A 24,050-nucleotide genomic window follows, 5' to 3' on the forward strand; every position below is an offset into this window, starting at 1 on the left:
ACCGGAAAACGAACTATGACTAAAGCAAAGAAGAAAACAAAGATACATTCTTTTGCCAACCGCCTGTCCTGGTGGATGGCTTTCACCCTGTTGTTCAGCATGGGCTTTGTTTCCTATTGTGTCTACAAATTGGGGGCTGTTATAGTCGAAGAAGAGTTGGTGAGTCATAGTATTACCCTACGAGATCTGGAGGTTGAGAAAATTCGGCGCACTCTCTCCGATTTCTATGTAGGCGTCAGCAATCATGTGCCTGAGATAGAAGAAAGTCTGGATCGTCCAGATCGTCTTTTCAAACTTATGGAGCGTGTGATCAACGAGAATAAGGGCGTACGTAGTTGCGGTATGTGCTTCAAGGCCGACTACTACCCCCAGAAAGGCCGTTCTTTCTGTCCTTATGCCATGCGCACCGATGAGGGGCAGGTGAAGAGTTTTAATCTGAGTGCTGAACAGTATGACTATCTGGAAATGGAATGGTTTACGGAAGCATTGAAGAGCGATACTGGCTATTGGTCGAAACCGTTCCTCGATGGCTATGAGGCCGATGTGCCGTTGATCTCTTACCTCATTCCTATTCGCGACCGTCAGGGACAGACTGTCGCCGTGCTGGGTGCCGACCTTTCGTTGGAAGGGTTGAACCGCCGTGTAGAGGAAGTCAGCACAAAGGTACTGTTAAATCTTTTCGTGGATGACAATGAGGATGACAATGAGGATGACGATGAAAGAGATAAGCAAGATAAGAAACATTCGGGTAGTAAGTATGCTTATAGTTTCATCATTACTGAAGACGGTACCTATTTGGCTCATCCCAAAAAGGAGCGCATCTATCATCATAACTATTTTGAAGATGTCAAGTCGTCACCCGATACAATGGCCACCTTCATAGGCAAGAAGATGGTAAATGGCCAAAAAGGAAATACCTACGAAGATTTGGATGAAACCATCTATCTTGACGACAGCGACCATTCTTATTATGTGTTCTATGCGCCTATCAAGCACACGGGCTGGTCGCTCGCTGTAGTTCAGTCGTCAGAATTGATACAATATTTACCCATTGTGATAGGTGTTTTGTTCCTTTTGTTGATTTTCTTCGGACTTTTCGTTTTGAACCTGGTGAGTCGCATTGTGATAAAGCAAAGTGTCAAACCATTGAAACTGCTGGCCTATTCAGCCGAGGAAGTGGCAAAAGGCAATTTCAATACCCCTCTGCCAAAAATTCGCCATAAGGACGAGATATGGCTGTTGCGTAACTCTTTTGAGACCATGCAGCATTCATTGGCTTCGTATATCCGCGAACTGACGGATACCACTACTGCGAAAGTATCGATAGAGCGCGATCTGCAGATTGCCCATACCATTCAGATGGCCTTGCTTCCAAAGACCTTCCCGCCTTTCCCGGAACGCTCTGATATTGATGTCTATGGATTGGTTCGACCCGCCAAGGAGGTGGGGGGCGACCTTTTCGACTTCTTTATACGCGATGAGAAACTTTTCTTCTGTATTGGTGACGTGTCGGGAAAAGGCATACCTGCATCACTGTTCATGGCTATCACGCGTACGCTATTCAGAAATGTAGCCTCGCACGAGACAGAGCCCAACAAGATTGTTGCAGCCATCAACCGTTCTGTATCGGATGGCAATGGCGAAAACATGTTTGTCACACTCTTTGTCGGCGTGTTGAACCTGACCGATGGACACCTGCTCTATTGTAATGCCGGACATGATGCTCCCATGCTGGTAGATAAGGATGATATCACCTTCCTCCAGTGCGATGCCAACCTTCCTGTCGGTGTCTTTGACTCATCAGCCTACTCCTTGCAAGAGACCGTGCTGCAGGCCGATTCCACCATCTTCCTCTATACCGACGGACTGAACGAGGCAGAGAACAGTGCTCACATGCAGTTTGGACAGCAGCGTATGGTGACACTGGTGGAAACCTTGCAAAGTGAAGGAGCCGTGCATCCTGAAAAACTGGTTGAGCGTATGAGAAAGGCAGTAAAATCCTTTGTGGAGAATGCCGAACAAAGTGATGACTTGACCATGCTGGCCATTCAACGAAAGAAATAATGGAATTTGATTTAAATAAGACTTATGAATAAAACTTCTTTTTTTGCAGTAATGCTAATGCTTACTGTAACTTTCCTCTCGGGAAATACCTCTTGTAGTTCCTCTTCCTCTTCATCATCTGAGGTGGCCATGGAAACGGAAACCCTGCAATGCGAGGACTCTGCGGCCCATGCTTATCTGAGCATGAACATCCAACTGCCTTTAGCCAGCGACGAGGCATCCTCGGCCATCCGTCAGAAACTGTTGGAGGATATGGGCAATTATCTCACCCGTGTCACTTCCTATGAGAGCGGAGAGAACTTCCCAATGTACAATGGCGATGAGGCTGACTCGAAAGCTATTCTCGAATATTATAAAACCCAGCTTATCGAATTGTTCGGGCGTGAATCTCAGCAGGATGCCGACGAACGCGCTTCCTATCTGAAAGAGGATAGCACGCTCAGTGACGATGAACGCAGTAGCATACTAGCCGAGATGCCCAAATGGGAGTATAACTACCGCCTGGAAATGATTGCCGACACGATGAACTATGTGGTGTTCCTTTCTCAGGATTATATCTATATGGGAGGAGCCCATGGCGGAGTGAGCGGCAACGGTGCCCTGACCTTCGACAAGCAGACGGGGCAGTTCATCGAGCATTTAATTGATTCTACGGCTGTCGAGGCTCTTCAGCCTTTGCTGATAGAAGGATTGCAGCAGTATTATGCCGATTCCGAGGTGACCATGACCAAGGAAGAGTTGCTCGAACATCTGCTCATAGAGGGCGACCAGATTCCCCTTCCTGCCTACGAGCCTTATCCGTCCAAGGATGGACTCGTGTTCACCTATCAGCAGTACGAGATAGCCAGTTATGCCGAGGGCATGCCTTCGTTCGTCATCCCCTACGAGAAAATAGCTCCTTTTATGACTCCGGAAGCTAAAAAAGTTTGCGGCGTTAATACAAAGTAAGAAAACAATAGAATACTAAACACAACTTAAAAAGGCATGAAATAGATAGCATTTTCATGCCTTTTTTGTAACTTTGCAGCCAAATAACAAAGAAATGGCAGAAGACAACGAATTAGTGCGGCGCATTGCCGAACAGAAGTATGAGTTCGGCTTCACCACCGATGTCCATACAGAAGTAATCCCTGTTGGACTTAATGAAGATGTGGTGCGCCTCATTTCCCAGAAGAAGGGCGAACCGGAATGGATGCTGGAGTTCCGTTTGAAGGCATTTAATTATTGGAAGGAACAGACTGAACCCAAATGGGGACATGTGCACGTTCCGCCTATCGACTATCAGGCCATCAGCTACTATGCTGACCCGACAGCCAAGAAATCGAAAGACAGCAACTCTGGTTCTAAGATTGATCCTGAACTCGAGAAAACATTCGACAAACTGGGTATTCCCTTGGAAGAGCGTCTGGCGCTGAGTGGCAATACCGCCGTTGATGCTATTATGGACTCTGTCTCTGTGAAGACAACCTTTAAGGAGACGCTTCGCGAGAAAGGTGTTATTTTCTGTTCCATCGGTGATGCTATCAAAGAGCATCCTGAACTGGTGAAACAGTATCTCGGTTCTGTTGTTCCCTATAAAGACAATTATTTTGCAGCACTCAACTCAGCCGTCTTTTCGGATGGCTCATTTGTTTATATCCCCAAAGGCGTACGCTGTCCGATGGAGTTGAGCAGCTATTTCCGCATCAATGCACGTAATACCGGCCAGTTTGAACGTACACTCATCATTGCCGATGACGATTCGTATGTTTCCTATCTGGAAGGCTGTACGGCTCCTATGCGCGATGAGAACCAGTTGCATGCTGCTATTGTCGAAATCATTGTGAAGGACCGTGCCGAAGTGAAGTATTCTACCGTGCAGAACTGGTATCCTGGCGATGAGAACGGAAAAGGCGGTGTGCTGAACCTTGTGACCAAGCGAGGCGATTTGCGCGGTGTGGATTCCAAACTCTCTTGGACACAGGTAGAGACAGGCTCTGCCATCACATGGAAATATCCTTCTTGTATTCTTCGTGGCGACAACTCCACCGCTGAGTTCTATTCCGTAGCCGTTACCAACAACTATCAGGAGGCTGACACCGGCACGAAGATGATTCATATAGGAAGGAACACCAAGTCAACCATCATCTCGAAAGGTATCTCTGCCGGACATTCACAGAACAGCTATCGCGGACTGGTGCGCGCCGCTGCTACTGCCGAGAATGCCCGTAACTACTCTTCGTGCGACTCGCTGCTCTTAGGCAGTGACTGTGGTGCTCACACCTTCCCCTATATGGATGTGAAGAATCCCACAGCCATTTTCGAACACGAAGCCACTACCTCGAAAATTTCTGAAGACCAGCTGTTCTACTGCAACCAGCGTGGCATTCCCACCGAACAGGCGGTAGGCCTTATCGTTAATGGCTATGCCAAGGATGTGCTCAACAAGCTTCCCATGGAGTTTGCCGTTGAGGCCCGCAAACTGCTTAGTGTCTCACTGGAGGGAACAGTAGGATAAAAAGTGAATAGTTAATTGTTTATATCGAATATTATTTTCTACCGCATATGTTAGAAGTTAGAAATCTGCATGCCCGCATTGGTGATAAAGAGATTCTGCGCGGCATTAATCTCACAATTAAAGACGGCGAGACACATGCCATCATGGGTCCTAACGGCTCTGGTAAGTCAACACTCTCGGCTGTGCTCGTAGGCAACCCCCTCTATGAGGTAACCGAAGGTGAGGCTTTCTTCAATGGCAAGAACCTGCTGGAGATGAAGCCTGAAGACCGTGCTCATGAGGGACTCTTCCTCTCGTTCCAGTATCCTGTTGAGATTCCTGGTGTTCCGATGAGTCAGTTCCTCAAGGCTGCCGTCAATGAGAAGCGCAAATATCAGGGACTGCCTGAACTGAAGGCTAATGAGTTCCTGAAACTGATGCGTGACAAACAGAAAATCGTGCAGTTGGACAACAAACTGGCCAACCGTTCGGTGAACGAAGGCTTCAGTGGAGGTGAGAAAAAGCGCAACGAGATTTTCCAGATGGCCATGCTCGAGCCCAAGCTCTCTATCCTCGATGAGACCGACTCTGGTCTGGATGTAGATGCCATGCGTATTGTGGCTGAAGGCGTGAACATGCTGAAGACACCAGAGACTTCTACCATCGTGATCACCCACTACGACCGTTTGCTCGAGATGATTCGTCCCGACGTGGTGCACGTTCTCTACAAGGGTCAGATAGTAAAGACTGCCGGTCCTGAACTGGCTCAGGAGATTCAGGAACGTGGCTATGACTGGATTAAAAGCCCCCTAAGTTAGGGGGTTGGGGGTCTGAACGACATGCAGTATTGGGAATATGAACTATTCTAATCATCCAGTCACCAAGGATTTCCGTCAATATCTCCGCAAGAATAAGACCTCTGCAGAGCGAGTCCTATGGCATCATCTGCGTAATAAGCAACTTGACGGATATCGATTTCGGCAGCAGCATGGTTTTGGCCCCTATATATTAGATTTCTATTGCCCAAAGCTACGCTTGTGTATAGAATTGGATGGTGGAATACATGATGATTCAGAGCAAAAGAAGAAAGATGCAGACCGAACGACTTTTCTTAATGAAAATAGGATAGAGGTTGTTCGGTTCAGAAATGAAGAAGTAGAAGAGAACGTTGAATTAGTTTTGAATAGAATTAGAGAGTATATAAAGATGAAATACGCTTGTTCAGACCCCCAGCCCCCTAACTTAGGGGGCGAATGCGAACGTCAGTATATTGAACTCTATAGGCAGACGCGACAGATGATCTGCGACCATTCATCGGCCGTGATGAATGCACAGCGCGACGCTGCCTTTGAGCGTTTCGAAAAGAACGGCTTCCCAACCAAGAAGGTGGAGCGATATAAATACACGGATATTCAAAAGCTCATGGAGCCCGACTACGGACTGAACCTGAACCGACTGGATATCCCCGTCAATCCCTACGATGTGTTCAAGTGCGATGTGCCCAATCTGTCCACTGCACTCTACTTCGTGGTGAACGATGCTTTCTATGATAAACTGTTGCCAAAAGTCAACTTCCCAGAAGGCGTGGTGATAGGTTCTTTGTCAAAAAACGCCGATTTCATCGCTAAATATTACAACGAACTGGCAGGAAAAGAAGGCGATGCCATCACCGACCTGAACACCATGCTGGCACAGGACGGCCTGTTGGTTTATGTGCCAAAGAATGTTGTTCTTGACAAAGCCATACAGGTAATCAATATTCTGCGTAGTGATGTCGATCTGATGGTGAACCGCCGTGTGCTGATTGTGGCTGAGGAAGGTGCCGAAGTGAAACTCCTTTTCTGTGACCATACGGCCGACGAGCGAGCTTTCCTTGCTACCCAGGTCATTGAGGTGTTTGCCAAGGAAAATGCAAAGGTGGACCTCTACTGTATGGAAGAGACGCACGCCAAGAATGTCCGTTTGAGCAATGTCTATGTGCGTCAGGAACGCAGCAGTCGTGTAAAGCACAACGTCATCACTCTTCACAATGGTATCACACGCAACAAGCTCGACCTTGTGCTTGCCGGAGAGGGCGCTGAATGTGTGTGCAACGGTTGCGTGATAGCCGACAAGCAGCAGCATGTGGACAACAATACGCTCATAGTTCATGAAGTACCTCATTGCACGTCCAATGAACTTTATAAGTATGTGCTTGACGAACATTCCACAGGTGCCTTTGCAGGACGCGTCTATGTGGCTCATGGCGCACAGAAAACCTCTTCGCAGATGACCAATCAGAATCTCTGTGCCACCACCGATGCTCACATGTACACCCAGCCTATGCTCGAGATCTATGCCGACGATGTGAAGTGTGCCCACGGCTCTACCGTTGGTCAGCTGAACGATGCAGCCTTGTTCTATATGCGCCAGCGTGGTATTTCCGAGAAAGAGGCCCGTACCCTCCTTCAGGTGGCATTCATTCGTGAGGTAATCGATCAGATAGATCTTTCGCCCCTGTGCGATCGCCTGCACCATCTTATTGACAAGCGATTCCGTGGCGAACTATCCAAATGCACCGGTTGCAAGCTCTGTAAATAGTTTTGACCTCCTACGTATTACTGACGGTCAAGTATTTATTTTTCTATCAAGAATTTGAGAATTAGAGAATTCTTCTCGGCAATCACGACTTTAATGTATGAATTGATAAGAGTTATTTGATTGTTTTTGCCTTGCAAAAATTAATTCTCAAATTCTCTAATTCTTGATAAAAAACTCCTTTTGCTACTTAGTAACTTAGACAAATTTGGGAATGTGAAATGAATTAGTCATTCCGACTGTCGAACAAAACGGGTTGTACGTTCCTCGATGACACGCTTGTACGCACGTTTCATCTTCTCGTCCAAAAAGGAGAACTCTATCAGTGAGTATGTCGTCTGTGGAATCTCCATAAACATATCAAGCACGGCGGCAGCACGTTTCTCCGATACCCCGATTCTTTCTGCAAATCGTTCGAAGTCCAGCCTACAAGGATGACCAGTCCTGTCATACACATCACTCTTCTCAATATCTGGCGAGAGACCATCCGTCAATCCAAGGTCGCTACCACTTTGAATATGAATACAGGTATTGATAAGATCGTATGCTGGAGCCAGAAAATACTCACCGTTTCTGTTTATCAATGAGAAGTTTTTCATGTGGGCATCCTCGTTTCCAAACAGATAGTCAAACACCACCATCCGAAAAAACTGCTCCATCTGTGGCATCCACGCTGGCACAAACTGCCGGATGGCATCGGCTATCTGCACATAGCTTCCGTGGTATTTGAAATTACTGTCGCTACCTTCCTCCGACATTTGAAGAATGGTAGCGAAGTCCTCCTGCGAGCCATCTTTTACACCGTTTATCACGTCAAATCTCTTAGTGATATACACTGGTTGTCCGGTATTACTGAAACACAGACCATTGTTGGCAGTACGAATGCCGTAAACCTGAGACGCTATCTGCATGGTCAGATGTTCATTGGCAGGTATCTGCTTGCGGGTGGAAAGACTTAAGGTGAACGGTGCTGATTTTAAGATATAAGTAGCCTGTTCGCTTTCATGAGTCAGACGGATTTTGCCATTATCGATGGTGGCAGAGAATTTCTCCTGAGCACCAGAGATTGACATATTGTTCATATTATCCATCGCCTGCCGTTGGTCGTGCTCGTTCTCAAAATCGATATCAATAAAGGGCGAAACCATCACGCCGTCAAACAATTCTTTGATGGCTTGAGGTGAATAAGTGGTAAAGCCTGATCGCAATGTAGATGGGCAGACTTGTATTGTTTTCATTCTTCTGGTCTTTTAAGAACAAACTTACCGATAGCATCCATGCCGCAGATCATCTCCAGCATACCAAAGAAATCTTTTTCATCAACTTTTCTCGCTCTGCATAATGCCCTGCGGTTGGCTCCCTCTGGCAACATGTTGGTGAACACTGGGAAGATGCGCTCCGAGTGATATACTTTCTGACTTTTGGGTAGATTGACTGATACTGGAGGCGTACTGCTGTCGGCACGAAAAGCATCATCGTAGGTGAACTCATAATTACCCCTCGACAACTCAACGAGCTGTCCGGCATATACGTCACCATAATATACATTTACTTTTCTCATACTCTAAACTATTTAACGGTCTGTTTCACCTGCAGTACTATTTCTATACCCACCACATCAAGTATTTTTTGTAGTGTATGAAGGGATGGATTACCCACGCCTCGCTCCAAATCTTTGACCGTAGAAATGCCTACTCCAGAATAATCTGAGAGATCTTGTTGAGAGATTCCTAACAGGGCTCTACGCTCCTTAATCACAGTTCCTACATCCATTATAGTATGATTTTTCGTACTTTTGGCTCAAAGATAAGAAGAAAAACTGATGCTACAAGCTAAAAGTATGATTTTTCGTACTTCCTTAATTTATTTTAACTATAGATAGGAAGTTCGCTATTCACTAAGTTGGGCGCCTTTACTCACACACCGTATATATATATCCTTGCTCTAAGCACTCCACGGTGGTATAGCTTTTTCTGTCGGCCTCGGTCAGTACCTGTTTCATATTGTCGTTGATGCCCTCGCCAGTCAGTTTCAGTCGCGCCTCTTTCATGGTCCACAGTCGGGTAAACATCACTTCAGGCTGTGGGGCATTTGTTATTAGTGCCATTTCCTCATCGTTCATAGTATATCGGGCTACCGACTCACGATAACGGCCCACCGACTCCACATCAATGCCTACAGGCCTACGGCTCACCACACAGGCCACGGCCTCACGGCAATGACTCAGGTTGAAAAATATTTCAGGATGGCCCACGATTGAAGGTTTCCCATGTTCACCATATTCAAACAGGGGGTTCTCTTCCATTCCGAACTCCTCTTTCAATGCCCGTTTCAACAGCAGATAGGCCAGTACACAGGTGCGCTGTCCATGCTCATATTGAAAGCGTAAGGCCTGTTGGCGTCGCTGTTCGGAAATCTGCCCCAGCGCCGTATTCAGGTCGAAGTCATTGATATGAATGTCAATATAACCCCTCATCGTTACAATTATGTATGCAAAATTACATAAAATATTTGGTTCACCAGTAAAATACTGTGTTAATTGAAAGAAAACCAAAACAACGGCTCACCAGTAAATTCCAGTGTCATTGAAAGAAAACCAAGATAACCCATTTTATTTCACAAAAGGAAAAACCCGGACCTGCGGTCCTAAAAACCACCGTCTCAGGAAAAAATCTTTGCTGCTTTTTGACAGAAACTAATTAGGGTGAATTGGGGAAAATGATTTATTTTACACTTCGTCATCTGGTGTTTGTACCCAACTTAGTTTCTTTGACCATCGCCATACGGTTGTACGGGCAAGACCTGTGACACCCTGTATTTCAGACTTACTAAGTCCAATGCGCAGCAAATAGCATATATTCATCTGTTGTTCAGTGAAATTGCCCAATTCCACTACGAGTCTGTTCTTGAATGAAGGATAAAGTTCATCTACAGCTTTATATAGCAATTTCCAGTCATCACGTGTCATTTCCTTCTTTCCAATGATTGACTGTCTGATGATATAGATTACATCTTCCGCTTTTTCTTCTAATTCTGCTTTGTGAAGCAAATTGATAAGATTCTTATTAACTTTCGTACTCTCTATTATATCTTTATCTTTTTGTTCAAGATTTTCTCTAAGCAGCATTTCATTATCTTTCATTAGCTTCATCTCTTTTGACATGGCCATCTTTTCAAGTAGAAGACGGTTCTTTCTTTTAGTATAAATGATGTATCCAATAGCAATCGTTGTTATAATTACTATCGTGAAGATGAAAAGCAAATTCTTATATTTTTCTTGTTTCTCTTTAAGGTCTAGTTCTTTATTTCTGTCTAAATGGTATTGATATTTATTGTTTACTGTTGCTGCCATTATCTGTCGTTTTCCAAAGTCTATAGAGTCACTTAACTCCATATATTTAGATGCATAATAGTTGGCCTTGTTTACATCTCCAATCTTAGTGTAGATATTGAAGAGAATTTTCGCAGCATCATAAATATTTATCAGCTCATTATCCTCGTCTTCGTAGTCATATTCAAGAATTTGATTACAGCAAACTATAGCTGAATCGTTCATGCCTTGCAGCTCATAGTATTTAGCTAGTGCGAAATATGAGAAGACGTCATTGCTTTCAAAAAGGTTTTGCTCAATCAGTGAAAAACTTTTTTTTGCCTTCTGTAAATCTTCTAATTGAGAGTAGTTATAAAGTAAATTTATAAGGTAACCTTGATACTGCATTATGTCATTTGATTGTATGATTGTGTTTAATGCTGCGTCAAAAGCTTTTTTTGCTTGTTTAATACTGTCCGATGCATGGAAAGCACATCCGAGATGCATATATGGCAACACGCAGTCTCTCTTTAAACATTGACAAATTTCAAGTTCTTTCTTTGCCATTTTAATAGCTTCCTGAAAGTTCTGTACACGATATTGCAGATAGGTGAGATTGGAGTATGTATTGCGTAACATAACAGAGTCACATTCCGCATTATTGCCTGCATAGTTTAAAGAGATTAGAAAATATTCCAAGGCTCGAGGGGTATCATTCAAATCACGGTATATACTACCTGCATAATAATACACTTCTTGCATTTCAAGATTCGAACCTTCTTTTCTAAAGTATTCTATTAACTTTAAAATAGGCATGTCTGAAGAAGGCAAGATGTCTGCTTTATCGTTAAGCCTGATTTTTAGTAGGTCATATTTATGTTGGATATATGGGCTTTCATTCCTGATGTCAATTTCTAAGGAATCAAGCATGATTAGAGCTTTGTGAGGATCTTCATCTCCAGCAGTCTTTATCTGAGCCAACTTGTTTGAGATGTTCTCATCCGAACATGCGAATAATAGGCATATACTAATAGCGCACAAAACTTGAATAATGTATTTTCTCATGCTTTCTCTTTTTATGCTTGCAAAGATACTAATAATTATTCAAAAAATGATAATTATATTTCTTATTAATTTGTCGTGTTCCAATTTGTTTCATTTAAGTGTTTCATTTGTTGGTTAAAAACCTTCTTTGTTGTTTTATATATGTTTGATTTATAGTGAGATATGCGATAATAAACATTTTTAACAAACTAGTGAAACAACATGAAACATGAATTATTTCCTACAAACAACTATTCATTCTAACTTTGCACCCACATTATCTAAAATTATATCAGTTATGAACTACAACAATCGATTATTTACAATTTTATTTGTCTTACTTTTTCAAAGTTTGTCAATTTGGTCAACAGTAACTGCGTTGTTACCGGTTCCTCTTTATTATAAAAGTAAACCTGTAGTATCCAACTCAAAGTAATCAAATGCATCGGAAATATTCAGCATTTCTTGCAATTATCATATTTTTTTCTTTATTTTGCACCGACTTTCCAAATTGCTTGGAGAATCATAAACCTAAACTATAGTAAGTAATACGTTGAAAAGCGAATTATGAGTGCATCATAGTTGTTTTCTTCAACTTGCAATTAATCAGATGAACAAGATCGTTTTTATTTATATTGGACTTGCGATTACAACTCTATTTGGTTGTGATAGCAGGAAAATGACATCCCATTTAGAGGCTATCAGCAAGATTGCTGAGGATAATCCTGATTCTGCTTTAGTTCTGTTGGATAAATACGAACCCGAAAAGATAAATTGGAGTAAGGGTGACAGAATGTATTACGAACTTGTTAAGCTCAAAGTCCAAAATAAGTTAGATGTGGTGTTTACTACTGACACCATAATCAATAATATAGTTGATTACTTCAATAGTCACGGCACAGACAATGAGCGTATGCTGGCCTATTATCTTCAAGGAAGAGTTTTTGCAGATATGGGCGAAGCTCCTCAAGCTCTTCAGGCCTATTATGATGCCATTGGGTGTGCTGATACTACAAGCAGTGATTGTGACTATGATGTTTTAATACCTATCTATGGGCAAATGTCACGAATATTCCATCAACAGAATCTTCCTAATGATGAAATTTGGGCTTTGAAGCACTATGTTGAATATATTCGTATACATGATTGCTATAAAGAATATATAATAGCAAAGGGGCAGATGATTAGGCCTTACTATCTTCTTAATGAAAAAGATAGTATGCTCAGTATTATCAATGAAACATGTTCAGCACTTAAACAGCTGGGGGAGTACAAAGAAGCTGCAGATGCATTGGTTGTCTCAATATCTATATATTTAGAGCGTAATGACCTGGTTAAGGCCAAACATGCCATGAGTATATTCGAAAACGAGTCTGGCCTCTTTGACAAAAATGGTGATATTGCTAAGGGACGCGAATCTTATTATATTACTAAAGGTTGCTATTACTTAGCAATCAATAATGCTGATTCGGCAGAAATATATTTCCGGAAGGCCTTGAACTATGGTTATACTTCAGATGCTTACAAAGGGTTGTTGACAGTCTATCACCAGAGGATGAATGTAGATTCTATTATGCACTATTCTGTTCTAAAAGAGAAATCTTTGGACTCATTGCACAATAAAATGCAGACTTATGCAATCCATCAGATGTCAAAACTTTATAATTATAGTCGAATCCAAAAAGAGGCAGAACAAGAAAGAGAAAAGGCTCAAGACAGATTATTTCTACTGGTTCTAATCTCGTTTATGTCAATATTCTTGTTGATCGTAATAGTTTTCGTTGTTTGGCTGTATAGAGTGAACCAAAAAGAAAAGAAGAATAAAATAGCTGAACTTGAGGAAACTCTTAATATTTCAAAATCTCAAAGAAATACCATTCAGGAGGAATTAAAAATTCTGAAAGAGAAAAACTATGAAAGTATTATTGCTCTTAAAGAGAAACAAGAAATTGAGTTAACAAAACAAATACAGTCATTACAAGCAGAGAGCGTCAATAAAAGGAATGCCATTGATTCCAAGCATACAGACAATCCTGAGGCGTTTCTCAAAAGTTCCATTGCTCAACAGTTTGTTAGGAAAGCCACTGGCAAATCTAATGGATTTAATCCAACAGAGTCTGAATGGAACTTGTTAGTATCTCAGTTCAGTAAAGACTTGTCAGTCACCTACAAATCGTTTGGTAGAGGTAAGTCTTTGTCGCAGTTAGAACAGCGTGTATGCATTCTTTTGATTCTCAATATATCCGAAAAGATTATAGCGTTGATGTTAGAAACTCATGCTACAACAATATCGAATGCAAAGTCACGGGCTAATGAAAAGCTGTTCGGAGAAAAGAATGCTCATTTGCTTAAAAATAACCTGATTAATGGTTTTAATGCTCTTGACGAATTTTGACGAATAATTTGTGTAACCTGTTGTGCCTTAATTCTTTCTATTATTTGTAAGTAATCCTTTGACGAATTTTGACGAACTAATTATTCTTCATTATTTTGGGAGAATATGAATATCGAAATATCTTTGTAACAAAAACCAAATACCATTCAAAATGAAAAAAATACTTTTTGCTCTCAATCTCCCTATTGCTCCAATAAAATGACCTGACCGTCTGAACTAATTATGTCACACATTAAAAATAGAATTGTATTGCTTGTTCTTGTGTTCGTTGCTCACGGATTGCAAGCTCAGAAATTGTCGAGTATGCAAAAGATGTGGGAACATTGGACGCCGCATCCAATTAATAGTTTCTTTCGAATGGTCCCTGATACCACATCTGTATTTCCTAATACCGCTCTGTTTTTAACGAGAGGAAGGCAGAAAGGGGCTATACATACATCCTATCCTTTGTTTAGCCTCGGAAAAGATTCCTTGAGTGTGAAAGTGCAGATGAAGTATAGAGTGAAGAACTTGAGAAATCTTTTGTTGACGTTCCATACCATTGGTTACAAAGCTGAGGTGATGAAGGCTGATACGATTATATTGCCGCTTACCGAGGATTGGACTGAAAGAGAAGTACTATTGCCTATAAAGAGACTCTTTTCTTTGGAAATAGCCATTGAAGCTGAAGGGGACTCTGATAACGAGGTTGGAGAAGTATTTGTTGCAGATATAAATGTGTCTTCAGATGGATGCCCTCTTAATGGAAATGCTGATGACTATTCTGTTAAGCCCTTACCTTCATCTTGTGCAGAAAAGTGGGAAGATTTATTAGCTTCGCCTGTGTTGGACAAAAAAATCTTGGCTATTGGCGAAACAGTGCATGGTACTCAGACTTTTAATGACATGGCCTTTGAACTCATGAAAGAGCGCATCCTTCATCATAATTGCAAATTAATAGTCTTGGAACTGCCTCTTAGTCTTTCTTTGTATCTGAATAGATATGTTCAGAACGATTCTCGTTACACGCTTGATAATTATGTGACATTTTATGAACCCTTGACATCGATGAAATTTAGCCCGTTCCTTGAATGGCTAAAAGAGTACAACGCAAATCACAACAATGAGGTTTCATTGTTAGGATTTGATGGCGAAGCTTTTACCGACATGATTTGGAAAATGGCTATGTACGATTACTTGGAACCAGCTAATGCCGATGGCTCGTTAAGTCAACTATGCTATGATATAATGTTCAATAAAGATAAGGTTCAAGTGGATGACAGTTTGGTTAGTAGTTTATTTTCCGATAATGAAGCAAAATTCATTCAATGTAGTCTCAATAATATCCGTCAATATCAACAATCCAGATTAAAACTTGCTCATCGTGATGAAAAAATGTCAGAATTGATACAAGTGTTGACTGAATTATATCTAAAGCCGAATACCACTGCTACTATCTATGGCCATTTTATGCATACAAATTATATTGTAACATCGGTCGTTTCATCTATTCACAATAGTCCTTCTATGGGAAATTTTCTTAAACAGAAGTATAATAATGACTATTCGTGTGTAGCATTGTCTGCTATACGAGGTAGTGCATGGTTCGCTGATTTAAAGGGGAATACGTCTGTGCATGAGTTGCAAGAAGCACCTACGGAGAGTCTTGAATATATGGTATGCCGCCAGTCATCTGATTCTCTAATATATCTTGCAATGGACAACCTTGACGAAGAAGTATTTAAACAAAGATTTGTAGGCATAAATTATGTTCCAAATCAATTCATTTGGAATACTCCAAAAGCGTGGATGGATGGAATGATAATTTTAGGAAATGCAATCCCCATAAATAAAGACTGTGTCCAATTAACAGAGTTTGATAATATTTTAACTGAACGTTATCGAGATATACTGAAAAGGACAAAAAGTATGATGGTAAAATGAGATTTTTCCTTTTTCAACTCTAATTATGTGTACAAACGGATACCCCTCTGTTTACAGAATAAAATAATAACGAATTAGATAGACTATTATGAAGTTACTTTTAGGCATTTTATTATTTCAGTGCTCATTGTCAGTCAGTGCGCAGAACGATGTAATAAGACAATGGTCGTATGATATTAACACAGAAGAGGGCGCTCCCTGTTCTTATGATGCTAGTAGTAATAGATTGCTGCTTTCGGGCTTTGACGTGACTGACGACGGCTTCATCTATCTTGCTGGAGGAACGCCTCTTCGGCTTGCTTGTTTCGATGGTCCAAAAGTCGTGTTCAATAAGAAGATTGATGAAATAAACTCATCTTCGGTATTTCTGAAAGTGAGAGGTGATAGTGTCTATCTGTGGAATAATGAACATGCGAGCCTTGTAAGAGTTCACAAATCAGGTGAAGGACCTGTAGATAGAGTGCCTCTTTTGATGAGTGAGAATCAATCGGCAACACGAACAGCATTTGTTCCTACTGACTGCTATTTGGGCGATAATGATATTGTGTTGCTGAAGAGGCGCAACACAATCATAGTAAATGATTCTTATATCTTTCCTGGATTCGATATTATTCACATCGGCTATGATGGTCGTTTTATCAAGTGGAAATGGTTTGGGGACAATGAAAGTATTGTAGGTAACAGCATTTTTAATAATGACATCCTATACCAGTATCTTTATCCAACCAAGAATTATGATAAGAATGATTTTTCGGGGCATTATAAGGGCGAATGGAATGGGTATAGCATCTACTGGGGAAGCACATATAGCCTCAATAAAGCAGCATGGACCATTGTTTTTGCAAGCAGAGATGGTGTAAAGTCGTATGATATCCCATATCAAGGTACAGACGCGTATGGTGTTATTCCCATGCCGGTATTAACCCATCAAATAGATGATGAGACGATTTATACGGCTCCTTCTTATTGTATCCTTCGCGGAAACTATCTGTATCTACTTGGATATCGTGGCGAGAAACGCCAGGTCGTTGTTAGCAGAATAGACTTGCAGAAATCGATTGAAAAAATATAAGCCTATAATCAGTAAAACTCTAATTATTTAATTTTTAATCTATTAACGTTTATAAATATGAAACAGAAACATTTCTTATCAGTTTTGCTACTGATGATATCTTCAGTAACCTATGCTCAGGATGTAACATCAGATTTTCTGAAATCTGCTTCTTGGACTTGGGAACGGCTCGATCGTAAGTATGTTTTTACTGATGACAGTATATATATGTGCTCAAGATTGAAGAGCTATGGCACTACGTCTGAGCCCTATTATCTGTCGTCAAAACCGCAACTTGAATTCCGTGACGAACTGGTAGGAAAGAATAAGAAAGGAAAATATATCATTGTGAAATCCAATGAGACCACTCCTGGCATCACGCTATGCTTTAAGGTCTTGTCTGTTTTAGAGAATGGTATTACTCTACAGGAACGGAAACTTGACAATGAATATGACAGAATGGTTCTCACCAAGAATAACAGTGAGAAATATGACACACTGCGCCTTTCTTGTTCCTACAAGGAATTGGCGTATAAGCACGACAAGCAGAGCCAACAAGCATTTTTTAATGCGTTCCCGTCAACATGGTATGATTTTGAACGTACTTTTAACGGAGCCTTTTTTACAAACGATATGAGTGCCGAATATAAACAGGACCTATCTCATGACTTTGAAAAATATCTTGATGCTTTCGATAATCTCTCGGTCATCAATACTAAAGACTACTACAGCAAGCTCATTGACGTCACTATTGGTATGCCGCAATGCAGTACACCTGCTTCTGACAAATGGCAGGGAATAGTAGCTGCTAAGATTGCAACTAATAAGAAACTGGTTTCTAAGTTGCTGGATAAAAAAAGCAAATTCCATCAGACTCGATTTTGGCAGTTTGTACAGAGAAAAGATAAATGCTGTCAGAAAGGCGTTACTGCCAGAGGGGGACAAAATCGTATCAAGGAAATATGGAGACGTGGAATAATAGGTTATGATACTGAACGACTTTATCTTACAGACTCTGTATGCTATTATGTAACAGATTGCTCACTTGGTAGCTCAAAACTTAGATCGGCTGCTCCTTATCGGGTAACTGAAGAAGGTGACCTTGGCAATGATAATGCGATAGTCATGACTCGAGTTCAGAATGAAAAGTACGGAACACTACTCCAGTTAGAACAAATTCCAGGAGAGAAACTGGAAGGAAATGGTGAGGAGCTACCCGTATTCCAAAAGCGACAGTCTTCACTTGTTACAGACACTGCGCTCATGGTGGCATCCTACAGAGCGATGGTTCTGGGAAATATAGATCAGCGCGAGGCGCAACGTCTGTTCTTTGAGTCGTTCCCGTCAACATGGAGTGACTTTTATGCAGTAATGATATCAGATGAGGACGGCAATAAGGGTATGTATCGTCATGCCCCTGAATACATTGCTGCTTTTGAAAAGCTGGACTGTATTCATGCTCAAGACCTATTGAAGAAGATGGTCACAATCTCCATTAATGCCATTCCCCAGGACCCTATTTCCAAACAATGGCGTACGGTAGTAAGCAATCTCTCTGCTCGGTATCAGGATGAGTTGAATCGTGTGCTTCAGGAATTTGAGCCTTGGCAGCAAACCTCTTTCCGACAGTTCATAGAGAATTAAAACAACATGCATCGCAAGTCGGTCAACGACTTGCGATGCATGGTTTAAGAGACTTCCACTCAAAAAATGAGTGATTCCATCGGCTAAATACTTTCGGCAATGCTCTTCAGAACATAGTCAAGAATCTCTGGCGTGTGACAGGCACTGATGAAGTTGCCCTCAAACTGTGAGGGGCTAACATAGATGCCACAGCTGAGCATGTTGCGGAAGTAACGGGCAAAACGCTCTTGGTCGCTGCGCTTGGTGTCCTGGAAATTCTTCACAGAACAGTCCTCCTCAGATGAGCGGAAGAACAGGGTGAACATGGAACCGCAGTGGTTCAATGTGATGTTCTTACCGGCAATAATCTTCTCTAATTTCTCGATGAAATCATTGCTTTTCTTCTCTAAGTCCTCGTAGAAACCAGGCTGAGACAGTTGCGTGAGTGTTTCGATACCAGCTGCCATGGCAACAGGATTTCCGCTGAGTGTTCCTGCCTGATAAACGGGACCGTCGGGAGCCAGACATTTCATGATGTCTGCTCTTCCGCCAAAGGCTGCTGCAGGGAAACCGCCACCGGCAATCTTTCCTACGGTAGTCATGTCGGGCTTGATACCGAAACGCTGTTGGGCACCGCCACGAGAAAGACGGAAACCTGTGATCACCTCGTCAAAGATAAGGATGGCTCCATTCTGCTCTGTCACCTCTCTGGTAGCCTTGATAAATTCTTCCGTAGGTACTACCACACCCATATTGCAGGCCACGGGCTCAACAATCAGTGCTGCTACTTTCTGGCCGTTTTCATCGAAATATTTGCGCAGTGCAGCGGTATCGTTATAAGGTAATACCACCGTGTGCTTCACAAAGTCCTGAGGTACGCCCGCACTTGATGCATTCGAGATGTTGGCCACTCCCGAACCGGCTGCCACCAGCAGATGGTCGGCATGACCGTGATAGTTGCCTTCAAACTTCACTAAGATGTCACGACCGGTGAAGCCGCGAGCCACACGGATAGCTGACATTGTGGCCTCGGTGCCACTGTTCACAAAGCGCAGACGCTCCATGGAAGGGATGGCCTCGCGCACTTTCTCTGCCAGTGTGGTCTCTGCCAGTGTGGGGATTCCGTAACTGCTGCCACGGCCCACAGCTTCGATAGCGGCCTGACTTACACGCTCGTTGTTGTGACCCAGTATGAACACACCCCATGACATGCAGAAGTCAATGAACTTGTTGTCATCAATATCTGTGAAATAGGCTCCTTTGGCTTCTTTTACAAAGAGTGGAGTAGTGCCTACGCTCTTCAAAGCTCTCACGGGACTGTTCACTCCACCGGGTATCACTTTCTGCGCTTGCTCAAAGGCCTTGGCAGACAAAACTCTTTCGTTGATCATAATTGTCAATTCTCAATTCCCAATTCTCAATTGTCAATTGTCAATTCTCAATTGTCAATTCTCAATTATTTCCCCATTTCTGCATGTACTCCTTGGCATAGTACGAGATGATGTACTGTGCACCGGCACGCTTGATGGCGATGAGGCTTTCAAATACAACACGCTGCTCGTCGAGATAGCCCAGTTTGGCTGCTGCTTTCAGCATTGAGTACTCACCGCTCACCTGATAGGCCACCATGGGGATGTTGGGGAATTTCTCCACGCCACGGGCAATCATATCCAGATAGGGCATAGCAGGCTTCACCATGGTCCAGTCGGCACCCTCTTCAATATCAGCGGCAATCTCTTCTAGTCCCTGGTCGTGTGTGCGATAGTCCATCTGGTAGGTCTTGCGGTCGCCAAACGAAGGAGCTGAGTCGGCTGCATCGCGGAAAGGACCGTAGAAGGCAGAAGCATATTTTGCACTGTAGGCCAGAATCTTACACTTGTCGCGCAGTCCAGCTTCACGCAGACGCTTGTCGAGTGCTTCAATCTGTCCGTCCATCATGGCTGAAGGAGCCACAAAGTCGGCACCGGCCTTGGCATGAACGTATGCCATTTCGGCCAGCAGGGGCAGGGTAGAGTCGTTCTCTACATCGTGGTCGTGCAGCAAACCGCAGTGGCCATGACTGGTATATTCGCACAGACATACATCGGTGATAACGCAAACCTCGGGCTGAGCAGCCTTGATGGCCTTCACGGCACGACAAACAAGTGCGTCCTCAGCGTAGGCCAGTGAGCCACGCTCGTCTTTCTGACTGTCCTCAATCACACCGAAGAGCAGTACCTTGTCGATGCCCAGTGCATAGCACTCTTTCACATCTTCTACCAGTGTGTCGATAGAGAAACGGTAGATGCCGGGCATGGTGCTGATCTCGTCTTTCACGCCCTCACCCTCTACTACGAAGTAAGGATAGATAAAGTCCTTTACATTGACCGATACGTCGGCATATTTGTCGCGTGTGGCCTGATCCTTGCGGAATTCTCTGAAACGTTTCATAGTTGTTGATATTTAAATTTGTTGTTGTAAATGCTGTTGGGTAATAGGTCCTCTGCAGGTAAGTTTCTTATTGGTAGGAATGGCCCCGTACAGACGAATGAAATTGTCGATGGTGGAAGGCGAAGTGAATATAATTTCGTCGATTTCATCGAGATTTACCTTCTTTGGCTGCTCGGGCATTCTGTTCTCGTATGCAGTTACGCAAGTCACTTCAAATCCCGATTTCTGTAGTCCTTCCGGTATGATGCCCAGGGCGAGGTTGGAACGGGGAATGAGCACTCTTCCTTTCTGTTGGCGGGCAAACCAGTCTATCACACCATAACTGTTGTCTTGCTCCACCTGTTGTATAGTCTCAACTCCGGCTTTCTTCAGTGCTGTTGTGGTGGTTGATCCAATGGACACAACCTTCAGATGTTCGATGTGCTTCAGCTCCGTTGTCAGATATGGAAGAAAGTATTTCACTGCAAAACGACTGGTGAACAGCAGGTAGTCGAACTGCTCTATACTGCCAGCAGCCTGTTTCAAAGAACTGTCATCCTGAACAGGCTGAATCTCAATCAGTGGCGTGTGAACGTATGCTGGATTGGGACAGATGAGGCCGGTGTAGAGAGAGGGTTTCAAGTGAATATCTTCTTTAGGTCTTCCCTTCCTTTCCTTGCGGTGATGGCCAGACGGCCCTGCATGGGATGTGTCTCGAAAGGCAGCACTTCGGCAATCTCGTTCTCCATCCCTAAGCGCTTCAGGGCACAGGTAGCTACAATGGCGGCGTCGATACTTCCGTTGCGAACCTGCTGAACACGCTCTTCAATGCAGCCGCGGATGCCAACGATTTCCAAGTCGGGGCGTAGAGCCAGCAGTTCCTTACGTCGGAGTGGCGAACTGGTACCTATCTTGCTGCCTGCCGGCAGTTCTGCGAGTTTCATATTGTTGCGGCTCACCAGTGAGTCCGTCTTGTCAAAAGCCTCAAACATGGCAATCACCTCCAGTCCGCCGTTTAAATGCTCGGGAAGGTCTTTTGCTGAATGAATGGCTATGTCGGCATCGCCTTTCAGCAGTGCCAGATCAAGTTCGCGGGTGAACATATCGTCGGGAGCCTCGCCCTGCAGGAGTGAGATATCCATGTTCTTGTCGCCATACGATTTCACCACTTTTAATTTATAGGGAACCTCCGGGAATTTGCTCATTACCTCGTTGACCTGAATCTGTGAAAGACGGCTTCCGCGTGCTATGATGCGCAAGGTGTTATGACTACGGCGGCGCTCCATGATTTCACGAAGCAGTCCTATTTCCTCCTCAATCATCAGCTCAGCTTTCTCTACTTCCTCCTGTCGTACGGCAATATTGTCCTGTACCTTCTGTTCTACATCGTGAAGATTGTAGAGCTTGACGTTTTTCAACTCGTTCACCTCGGGGTCGATGTCTCGTGGGAAGGCCAGGTCGATGGCCAACAGCGGACGGGTTGGGTTCAGATCTTCTTTGAATACGATGGCATGAGGAGCCGATGTAGCACTAATCAGGATATCAGCTTCACGCAGGAAATCGCGCTTTTCATCGAGACGGAACACTTCTATTCCGTAAGGATCGGCCAGTTTGTGGGCTTTCTCTTCCGTACGGTTGGCCAGGAACACCACTTCGGCACCCTTGTTTTTCAGGAATTTGATGATGTCCTCCGTTAGCTTGTTCACACCGATAATGGCGATGTGCGCATTCTTCAGGTCGATGTTCTCACGCTCAATCATCTCGATGGCTGCCAGACTGTGACTGACGGCTCCTTGCGAGATCTGTGTCTCGGTGCGAACTCGCTTACCTATCTGAAGTGCACACTCAAAAAGCTTGTGCAGTCCGGCCGACAGTTTCTCACCACTGTTACGGGCTGCCATATAGGCCTCTTTCACCTGTCCTTGTACGGCACGCTCGCCTACGATGGCACTCTCCAGTCCGCAGACCACACGGAACAGATGGCGTGCCACTGAGTCGGGAATATCACCATCGCCGTAGTACAGCTCCACACGGTTGCAGGTCTGAAGGAATACCGACGGACCAACCTCACTGCGGTTCAGCTGTTTGAAATAGTCCTCGCGTTCGGTGAGCGATGTGTTCAGATGATTGATGGATTTATACTGTATCATTTTGTCCAGTTCGTTTCTTTTATCCTGTTTACAAAGTACTTTACGTTTTCAAAGGGAGTGTCGGCCAGTACGCCGTGTCCCAGGTTCACTATCCAATGACTATGCTGTTGGAAGAAAGGTTTGTAGCTTTCAATGGCCTGTTCTATCTCTTCCTTAGAGGCAAAAAGCAGATGAGGGTCGAAATTGCCTTGCAGTCCTACCTCGGGGTGAACCATCTTTCTGGCTTCAACAAGTGGTGTCTGCCAGTCAATGCTCACAAAGTCGCATACATCGGGCGTGATCAGTTGCAGTCCGCTGCCCAGTCCCTTTGGAAAGAATATCAATGGAATACCTGCTGAACGCACAGCATCGGTGATGCGGCATACGGCAGGCAGGAACACCTCTTTATATAGTTCTGTGGGAATCAGTCCGGCATGACTCTCAAACAATTGGAACGCATCGATGCCATGCTCAATCTGTTGAGTGGCATATTCTATGGACAGTTCCGTCACGGCATCTATCAGCTTCTCTGTCTCGGCACGGTGCTCATAGAAAAACTTCTTTGCCTCGGGGAAGGTGGCCTTCGAGCTGATGCCTTGTAGCATGTAGCAGAGGGTGGTGAGCGGTGCGCCGCAGAATCCGATCAAAGGCACATGACTCTGTTCTACGATGCAGTCGATGGCTTTATACACATGGTCCAACTTGTCGGCCTGAATGTTTAGGCGGTTCAGCGGCTGACTCGATTTTGCCAGTGGGTGAGGGAAGCGAGGACCTCTTTCGGTCCACTCCAACTGCATACCCATTGATACGGGAATGGTCAGGATATCGCTGAACAGAATGGCAGCATCTACTCCTAAGTCTTCTACCGGCAGTAAGGTTACCTTAGCAGCCAGTTCGGGCGTTGCCATCAGTTCGCTGAACGAATATTGTGCGCGCAGCTCCTGATAGCGTGGCAGCACACGGCCGGCTTGTCTCATCAGCCATACAGGAGGCCGTTGACAGGTTTTTCCCAACAGGGTATTCAAGAAAATATTCTCCATAGACGTTTC

At 43.7% G+C, this 24,050-nt stretch carries 19 protein-coding genes and 1 pseudogene; 10 read left to right on the forward strand and 10 right to left on the reverse strand.

Annotated elements, in window-relative coordinates:
- The first annotated feature begins 15 nt into the window (after positions 1-15).
- The 6 genes and pseudogenes from L6475_RS01050 (at position 16) to sufD (ending at position 7,120) form a co-directional block, all read left to right on the forward strand.
- On the forward strand, positions 16-2,064 hold the full coding sequence (locus L6475_RS01050; RefSeq protein ID WP_237821653.1) for a SpoIIE family protein phosphatase: 2,049 nt from the start codon (positions 16-18) through the stop codon (positions 2,062-2,064).
- 24 nt (positions 2,065-2,088) lie between these two features.
- Positions 2,089-3,012: an RsiV family protein gene (locus tag L6475_RS01055; RefSeq protein WP_237821655.1), complete on the forward strand. Its 924-nt coding sequence runs from the start codon at positions 2,089-2,091 to the stop codon at positions 3,010-3,012.
- A gap of 94 nt (positions 3,013-3,106) precedes the next feature.
- Positions 3,107-4,561: a Fe-S cluster assembly protein SufB gene (sufB, locus tag L6475_RS01060; protein ID WP_237821657.1), complete on the forward strand. Its 1,455-nt coding sequence runs from the start codon at positions 3,107-3,109 to the stop codon at positions 4,559-4,561.
- A gap of 47 nt (positions 4,562-4,608) precedes the next feature.
- A complete protein-coding gene (gene sufC / locus L6475_RS01065) occupies positions 4,609-5,358 on the forward strand; it encodes a Fe-S cluster assembly ATPase SufC (protein WP_237821659.1) in 750 nt (249 codons plus the stop codon).
- Between the two features lie 37 nt (positions 5,359-5,395).
- Positions 5,396-5,731: pseudogene (locus L6475_RS01070) on the forward strand (endonuclease domain-containing protein); the annotation flags it as partial.
- Positions 5,732-5,746: 15 nt separating this feature from the next.
- Positions 5,747-7,120 carry a Fe-S cluster assembly protein SufD gene (gene sufD / locus L6475_RS01075; RefSeq protein WP_237823954.1) on the forward strand — a complete coding sequence of 458 codons (1,374 nt, stop codon included), beginning with the start codon at positions 5,747-5,749 and terminating at the stop codon, positions 7,118-7,120.
- A gap of 227 nt (positions 7,121-7,347) precedes the next feature.
- On the opposite strand, the gene L6475_RS01080 is transcribed toward sufD, so the two are convergent.
- From L6475_RS01080 to L6475_RS01100, 5 genes are all read right to left on the reverse strand, one after another.
- The gene (locus L6475_RS01080; protein ID WP_237821660.1) at positions 7,348-8,355 is read right to left on the reverse strand and encodes a HipA domain-containing protein; all 1,008 of its coding nucleotides are present in this window, start codon (positions 8,353-8,355) and stop codon (positions 7,348-7,350) included.
- Complete coding sequence (locus L6475_RS01085) at positions 8,352-8,678, reverse strand: HipA N-terminal domain-containing protein (protein WP_237821662.1); 327 nt, start codon at positions 8,676-8,678, stop codon at positions 8,352-8,354. Before L6475_RS01085 ends, L6475_RS01080 begins: the two co-directional genes overlap by 4 nt.
- An 8-nt stretch (positions 8,679-8,686) precedes the next feature.
- The gene (locus tag L6475_RS01090) at positions 8,687-8,890 is read right to left on the reverse strand and encodes a helix-turn-helix domain-containing protein (protein ID WP_237821664.1); all 204 of its coding nucleotides are present in this window, start codon (positions 8,888-8,890) and stop codon (positions 8,687-8,689) included.
- Between the two features lie 139 nt (positions 8,891-9,029).
- Positions 9,030-9,593, reverse strand: a complete 564-nt coding sequence (locus L6475_RS01095; RefSeq protein ID WP_237821665.1) for a 4'-phosphopantetheinyl transferase superfamily protein — start codon at positions 9,591-9,593, stop codon at positions 9,030-9,032.
- Positions 9,594-9,845: 252 nt separating this feature from the next.
- Positions 9,846-11,408 (reverse strand): tetratricopeptide repeat protein, encoded by a 1,563-nt coding sequence (locus L6475_RS01100; protein WP_237821667.1) that lies wholly within the window; start codon positions 11,406-11,408, stop codon positions 9,846-9,848.
- A 673-nt stretch (positions 11,409-12,081) separates the two neighbouring features.
- Between L6475_RS01100 and L6475_RS01105 the strand changes: the two genes are divergently transcribed.
- From L6475_RS01105 to L6475_RS01120, 4 genes are all read left to right on the forward strand, one after another.
- Positions 12,082-13,866 carry a hypothetical protein gene (locus L6475_RS01105; protein ID WP_237821669.1) on the forward strand — a complete coding sequence of 595 codons (1,785 nt, stop codon included), beginning with the start codon at positions 12,082-12,084 and terminating at the stop codon, positions 13,864-13,866.
- 222 nt (positions 13,867-14,088) lie between these two features.
- Positions 14,089-15,789 (forward strand): erythromycin esterase family protein, encoded by a 1,701-nt coding sequence (locus L6475_RS01110; protein ID WP_237821671.1) that lies wholly within the window; start codon positions 14,089-14,091, stop codon positions 15,787-15,789.
- Between the two features lie 88 nt (positions 15,790-15,877).
- Positions 15,878-16,861, forward strand: coding sequence for a hypothetical protein (locus tag L6475_RS01115; RefSeq protein WP_237821673.1), 984 nt, complete (start codon positions 15,878-15,880; stop codon positions 16,859-16,861).
- A 57-nt stretch (positions 16,862-16,918) separates the two neighbouring features.
- Positions 16,919-18,484, forward strand: coding sequence for a hypothetical protein (locus L6475_RS01120; protein ID WP_237821674.1), 1,566 nt, complete (start codon positions 16,919-16,921; stop codon positions 18,482-18,484).
- An 83-nt stretch (positions 18,485-18,567) separates the two neighbouring features.
- Here L6475_RS01120 and hemL read toward each other — a convergent pair whose 3' ends face one another.
- The 5 genes from hemL to hemE form a co-directional block, all read right to left on the reverse strand.
- The gene (hemL, locus tag L6475_RS01125) at positions 18,568-19,854 is read right to left on the reverse strand and encodes a glutamate-1-semialdehyde 2,1-aminomutase (protein ID WP_237821677.1); all 1,287 of its coding nucleotides are present in this window, start codon (positions 19,852-19,854) and stop codon (positions 18,568-18,570) included.
- Positions 19,855-19,915: 61 nt separating this feature from the next.
- On the reverse strand, positions 19,916-20,893 hold the full coding sequence (hemB, locus tag L6475_RS01130; RefSeq protein WP_237821679.1) for a porphobilinogen synthase: 978 nt from the start codon (positions 20,891-20,893) through the stop codon (positions 19,916-19,918).
- A 12-nt stretch (positions 20,894-20,905) separates the two neighbouring features.
- The gene (locus tag L6475_RS01135; protein ID WP_237821681.1) at positions 20,906-21,514 is read right to left on the reverse strand and encodes a uroporphyrinogen-III synthase; all 609 of its coding nucleotides are present in this window, start codon (positions 21,512-21,514) and stop codon (positions 20,906-20,908) included.
- The gene (hemA, locus tag L6475_RS01140) at positions 21,511-23,022 is read right to left on the reverse strand and encodes a glutamyl-tRNA reductase (RefSeq protein ID WP_237821683.1); all 1,512 of its coding nucleotides are present in this window, start codon (positions 23,020-23,022) and stop codon (positions 21,511-21,513) included. The genes L6475_RS01135 and hemA overlap by 4 nt, the downstream gene beginning before the upstream one ends.
- Positions 23,019-24,041 (reverse strand): uroporphyrinogen decarboxylase, encoded by a 1,023-nt coding sequence (gene hemE / locus L6475_RS01145; RefSeq protein ID WP_237821685.1) that lies wholly within the window; start codon positions 24,039-24,041, stop codon positions 23,019-23,021. The genes hemA and hemE overlap by 4 nt, the downstream gene beginning before the upstream one ends.
- Positions 24,042-24,050: the final 9 nt, after the last annotated feature.

It is taken from the genome of Prevotella sp. E9-3 (genome assembly GCF_022024015.1).
Taxonomy (GTDB): Bacteria; Bacteroidota; Bacteroidia; order Bacteroidales; family Bacteroidaceae; genus Prevotella.

Bases quoted from the DNA above. Each gene is read 5' to 3' on its own strand.
- sufC (WP_237821659.1), top strand. From the start codon at position 4,609: ATGTTAGAAGTTAGAAATCTGCATGCCCGCATTGGTGATAAAGAGATT.
- hemL (WP_237821677.1), bottom strand. From the start codon at position 19,854: ATGATCAACGAAAGAGTTTTGTCTGCCAAGGCCTTTGAGCAAGCGCAG.
- hemE (WP_237821685.1), bottom strand. From the start codon at position 24,041: ATGGAGAATATTTTCTTGAATACCCTGTTGGGAAAAACCTGTCAACGG.
- sufB (WP_237821657.1), top strand. From the start codon at position 3,107: ATGGCAGAAGACAACGAATTAGTGCGGCGCATTGCCGAACAGAAGTAT.
- hemA (WP_237821683.1), bottom strand. From the start codon at position 23,022: ATGATACAGTATAAATCCATCAATCATCTGAACACATCGCTCACCGAA.
- L6475_RS01110 (WP_237821671.1), top strand. From the start codon at position 14,089: ATGTCACACATTAAAAATAGAATTGTATTGCTTGTTCTTGTGTTCGTT.
- L6475_RS01115 (WP_237821673.1), top strand. From the start codon at position 15,878: ATGAAGTTACTTTTAGGCATTTTATTATTTCAGTGCTCATTGTCAGTC.
- L6475_RS01050 (WP_237821653.1), top strand. From the start codon at position 16: ATGACTAAAGCAAAGAAGAAAACAAAGATACATTCTTTTGCCAACCGC.
- hemB (WP_237821679.1), bottom strand. From the start codon at position 20,893: ATGAAACGTTTCAGAGAATTCCGCAAGGATCAGGCCACACGCGACAAA.
- L6475_RS01085 (WP_237821662.1), bottom strand. From the start codon at position 8,678: ATGAGAAAAGTAAATGTATATTATGGTGACGTATATGCCGGACAGCTC.
- L6475_RS01120 (WP_237821674.1), top strand. From the start codon at position 16,919: ATGAAACAGAAACATTTCTTATCAGTTTTGCTACTGATGATATCTTCA.
- L6475_RS01095 (WP_237821665.1), bottom strand. From the start codon at position 9,593: ATGAGGGGTTATATTGACATTCATATCAATGACTTCGACCTGAATACG.
- L6475_RS01055 (WP_237821655.1), top strand. From the start codon at position 2,089: ATGAATAAAACTTCTTTTTTTGCAGTAATGCTAATGCTTACTGTAACT.
- L6475_RS01080 (WP_237821660.1), bottom strand. From the start codon at position 8,355: ATGAAAACAATACAAGTCTGCCCATCTACATTGCGATCAGGCTTTACC.
- L6475_RS01105 (WP_237821669.1), top strand. From the start codon at position 12,082: ATGAACAAGATCGTTTTTATTTATATTGGACTTGCGATTACAACTCTA.
- L6475_RS01090 (WP_237821664.1), bottom strand. From the start codon at position 8,890: ATGGATGTAGGAACTGTGATTAAGGAGCGTAGAGCCCTGTTAGGAATC.
- sufD (WP_237823954.1), top strand. From the start codon at position 5,747: ATGAAATACGCTTGTTCAGACCCCCAGCCCCCTAACTTAGGGGGCGAA.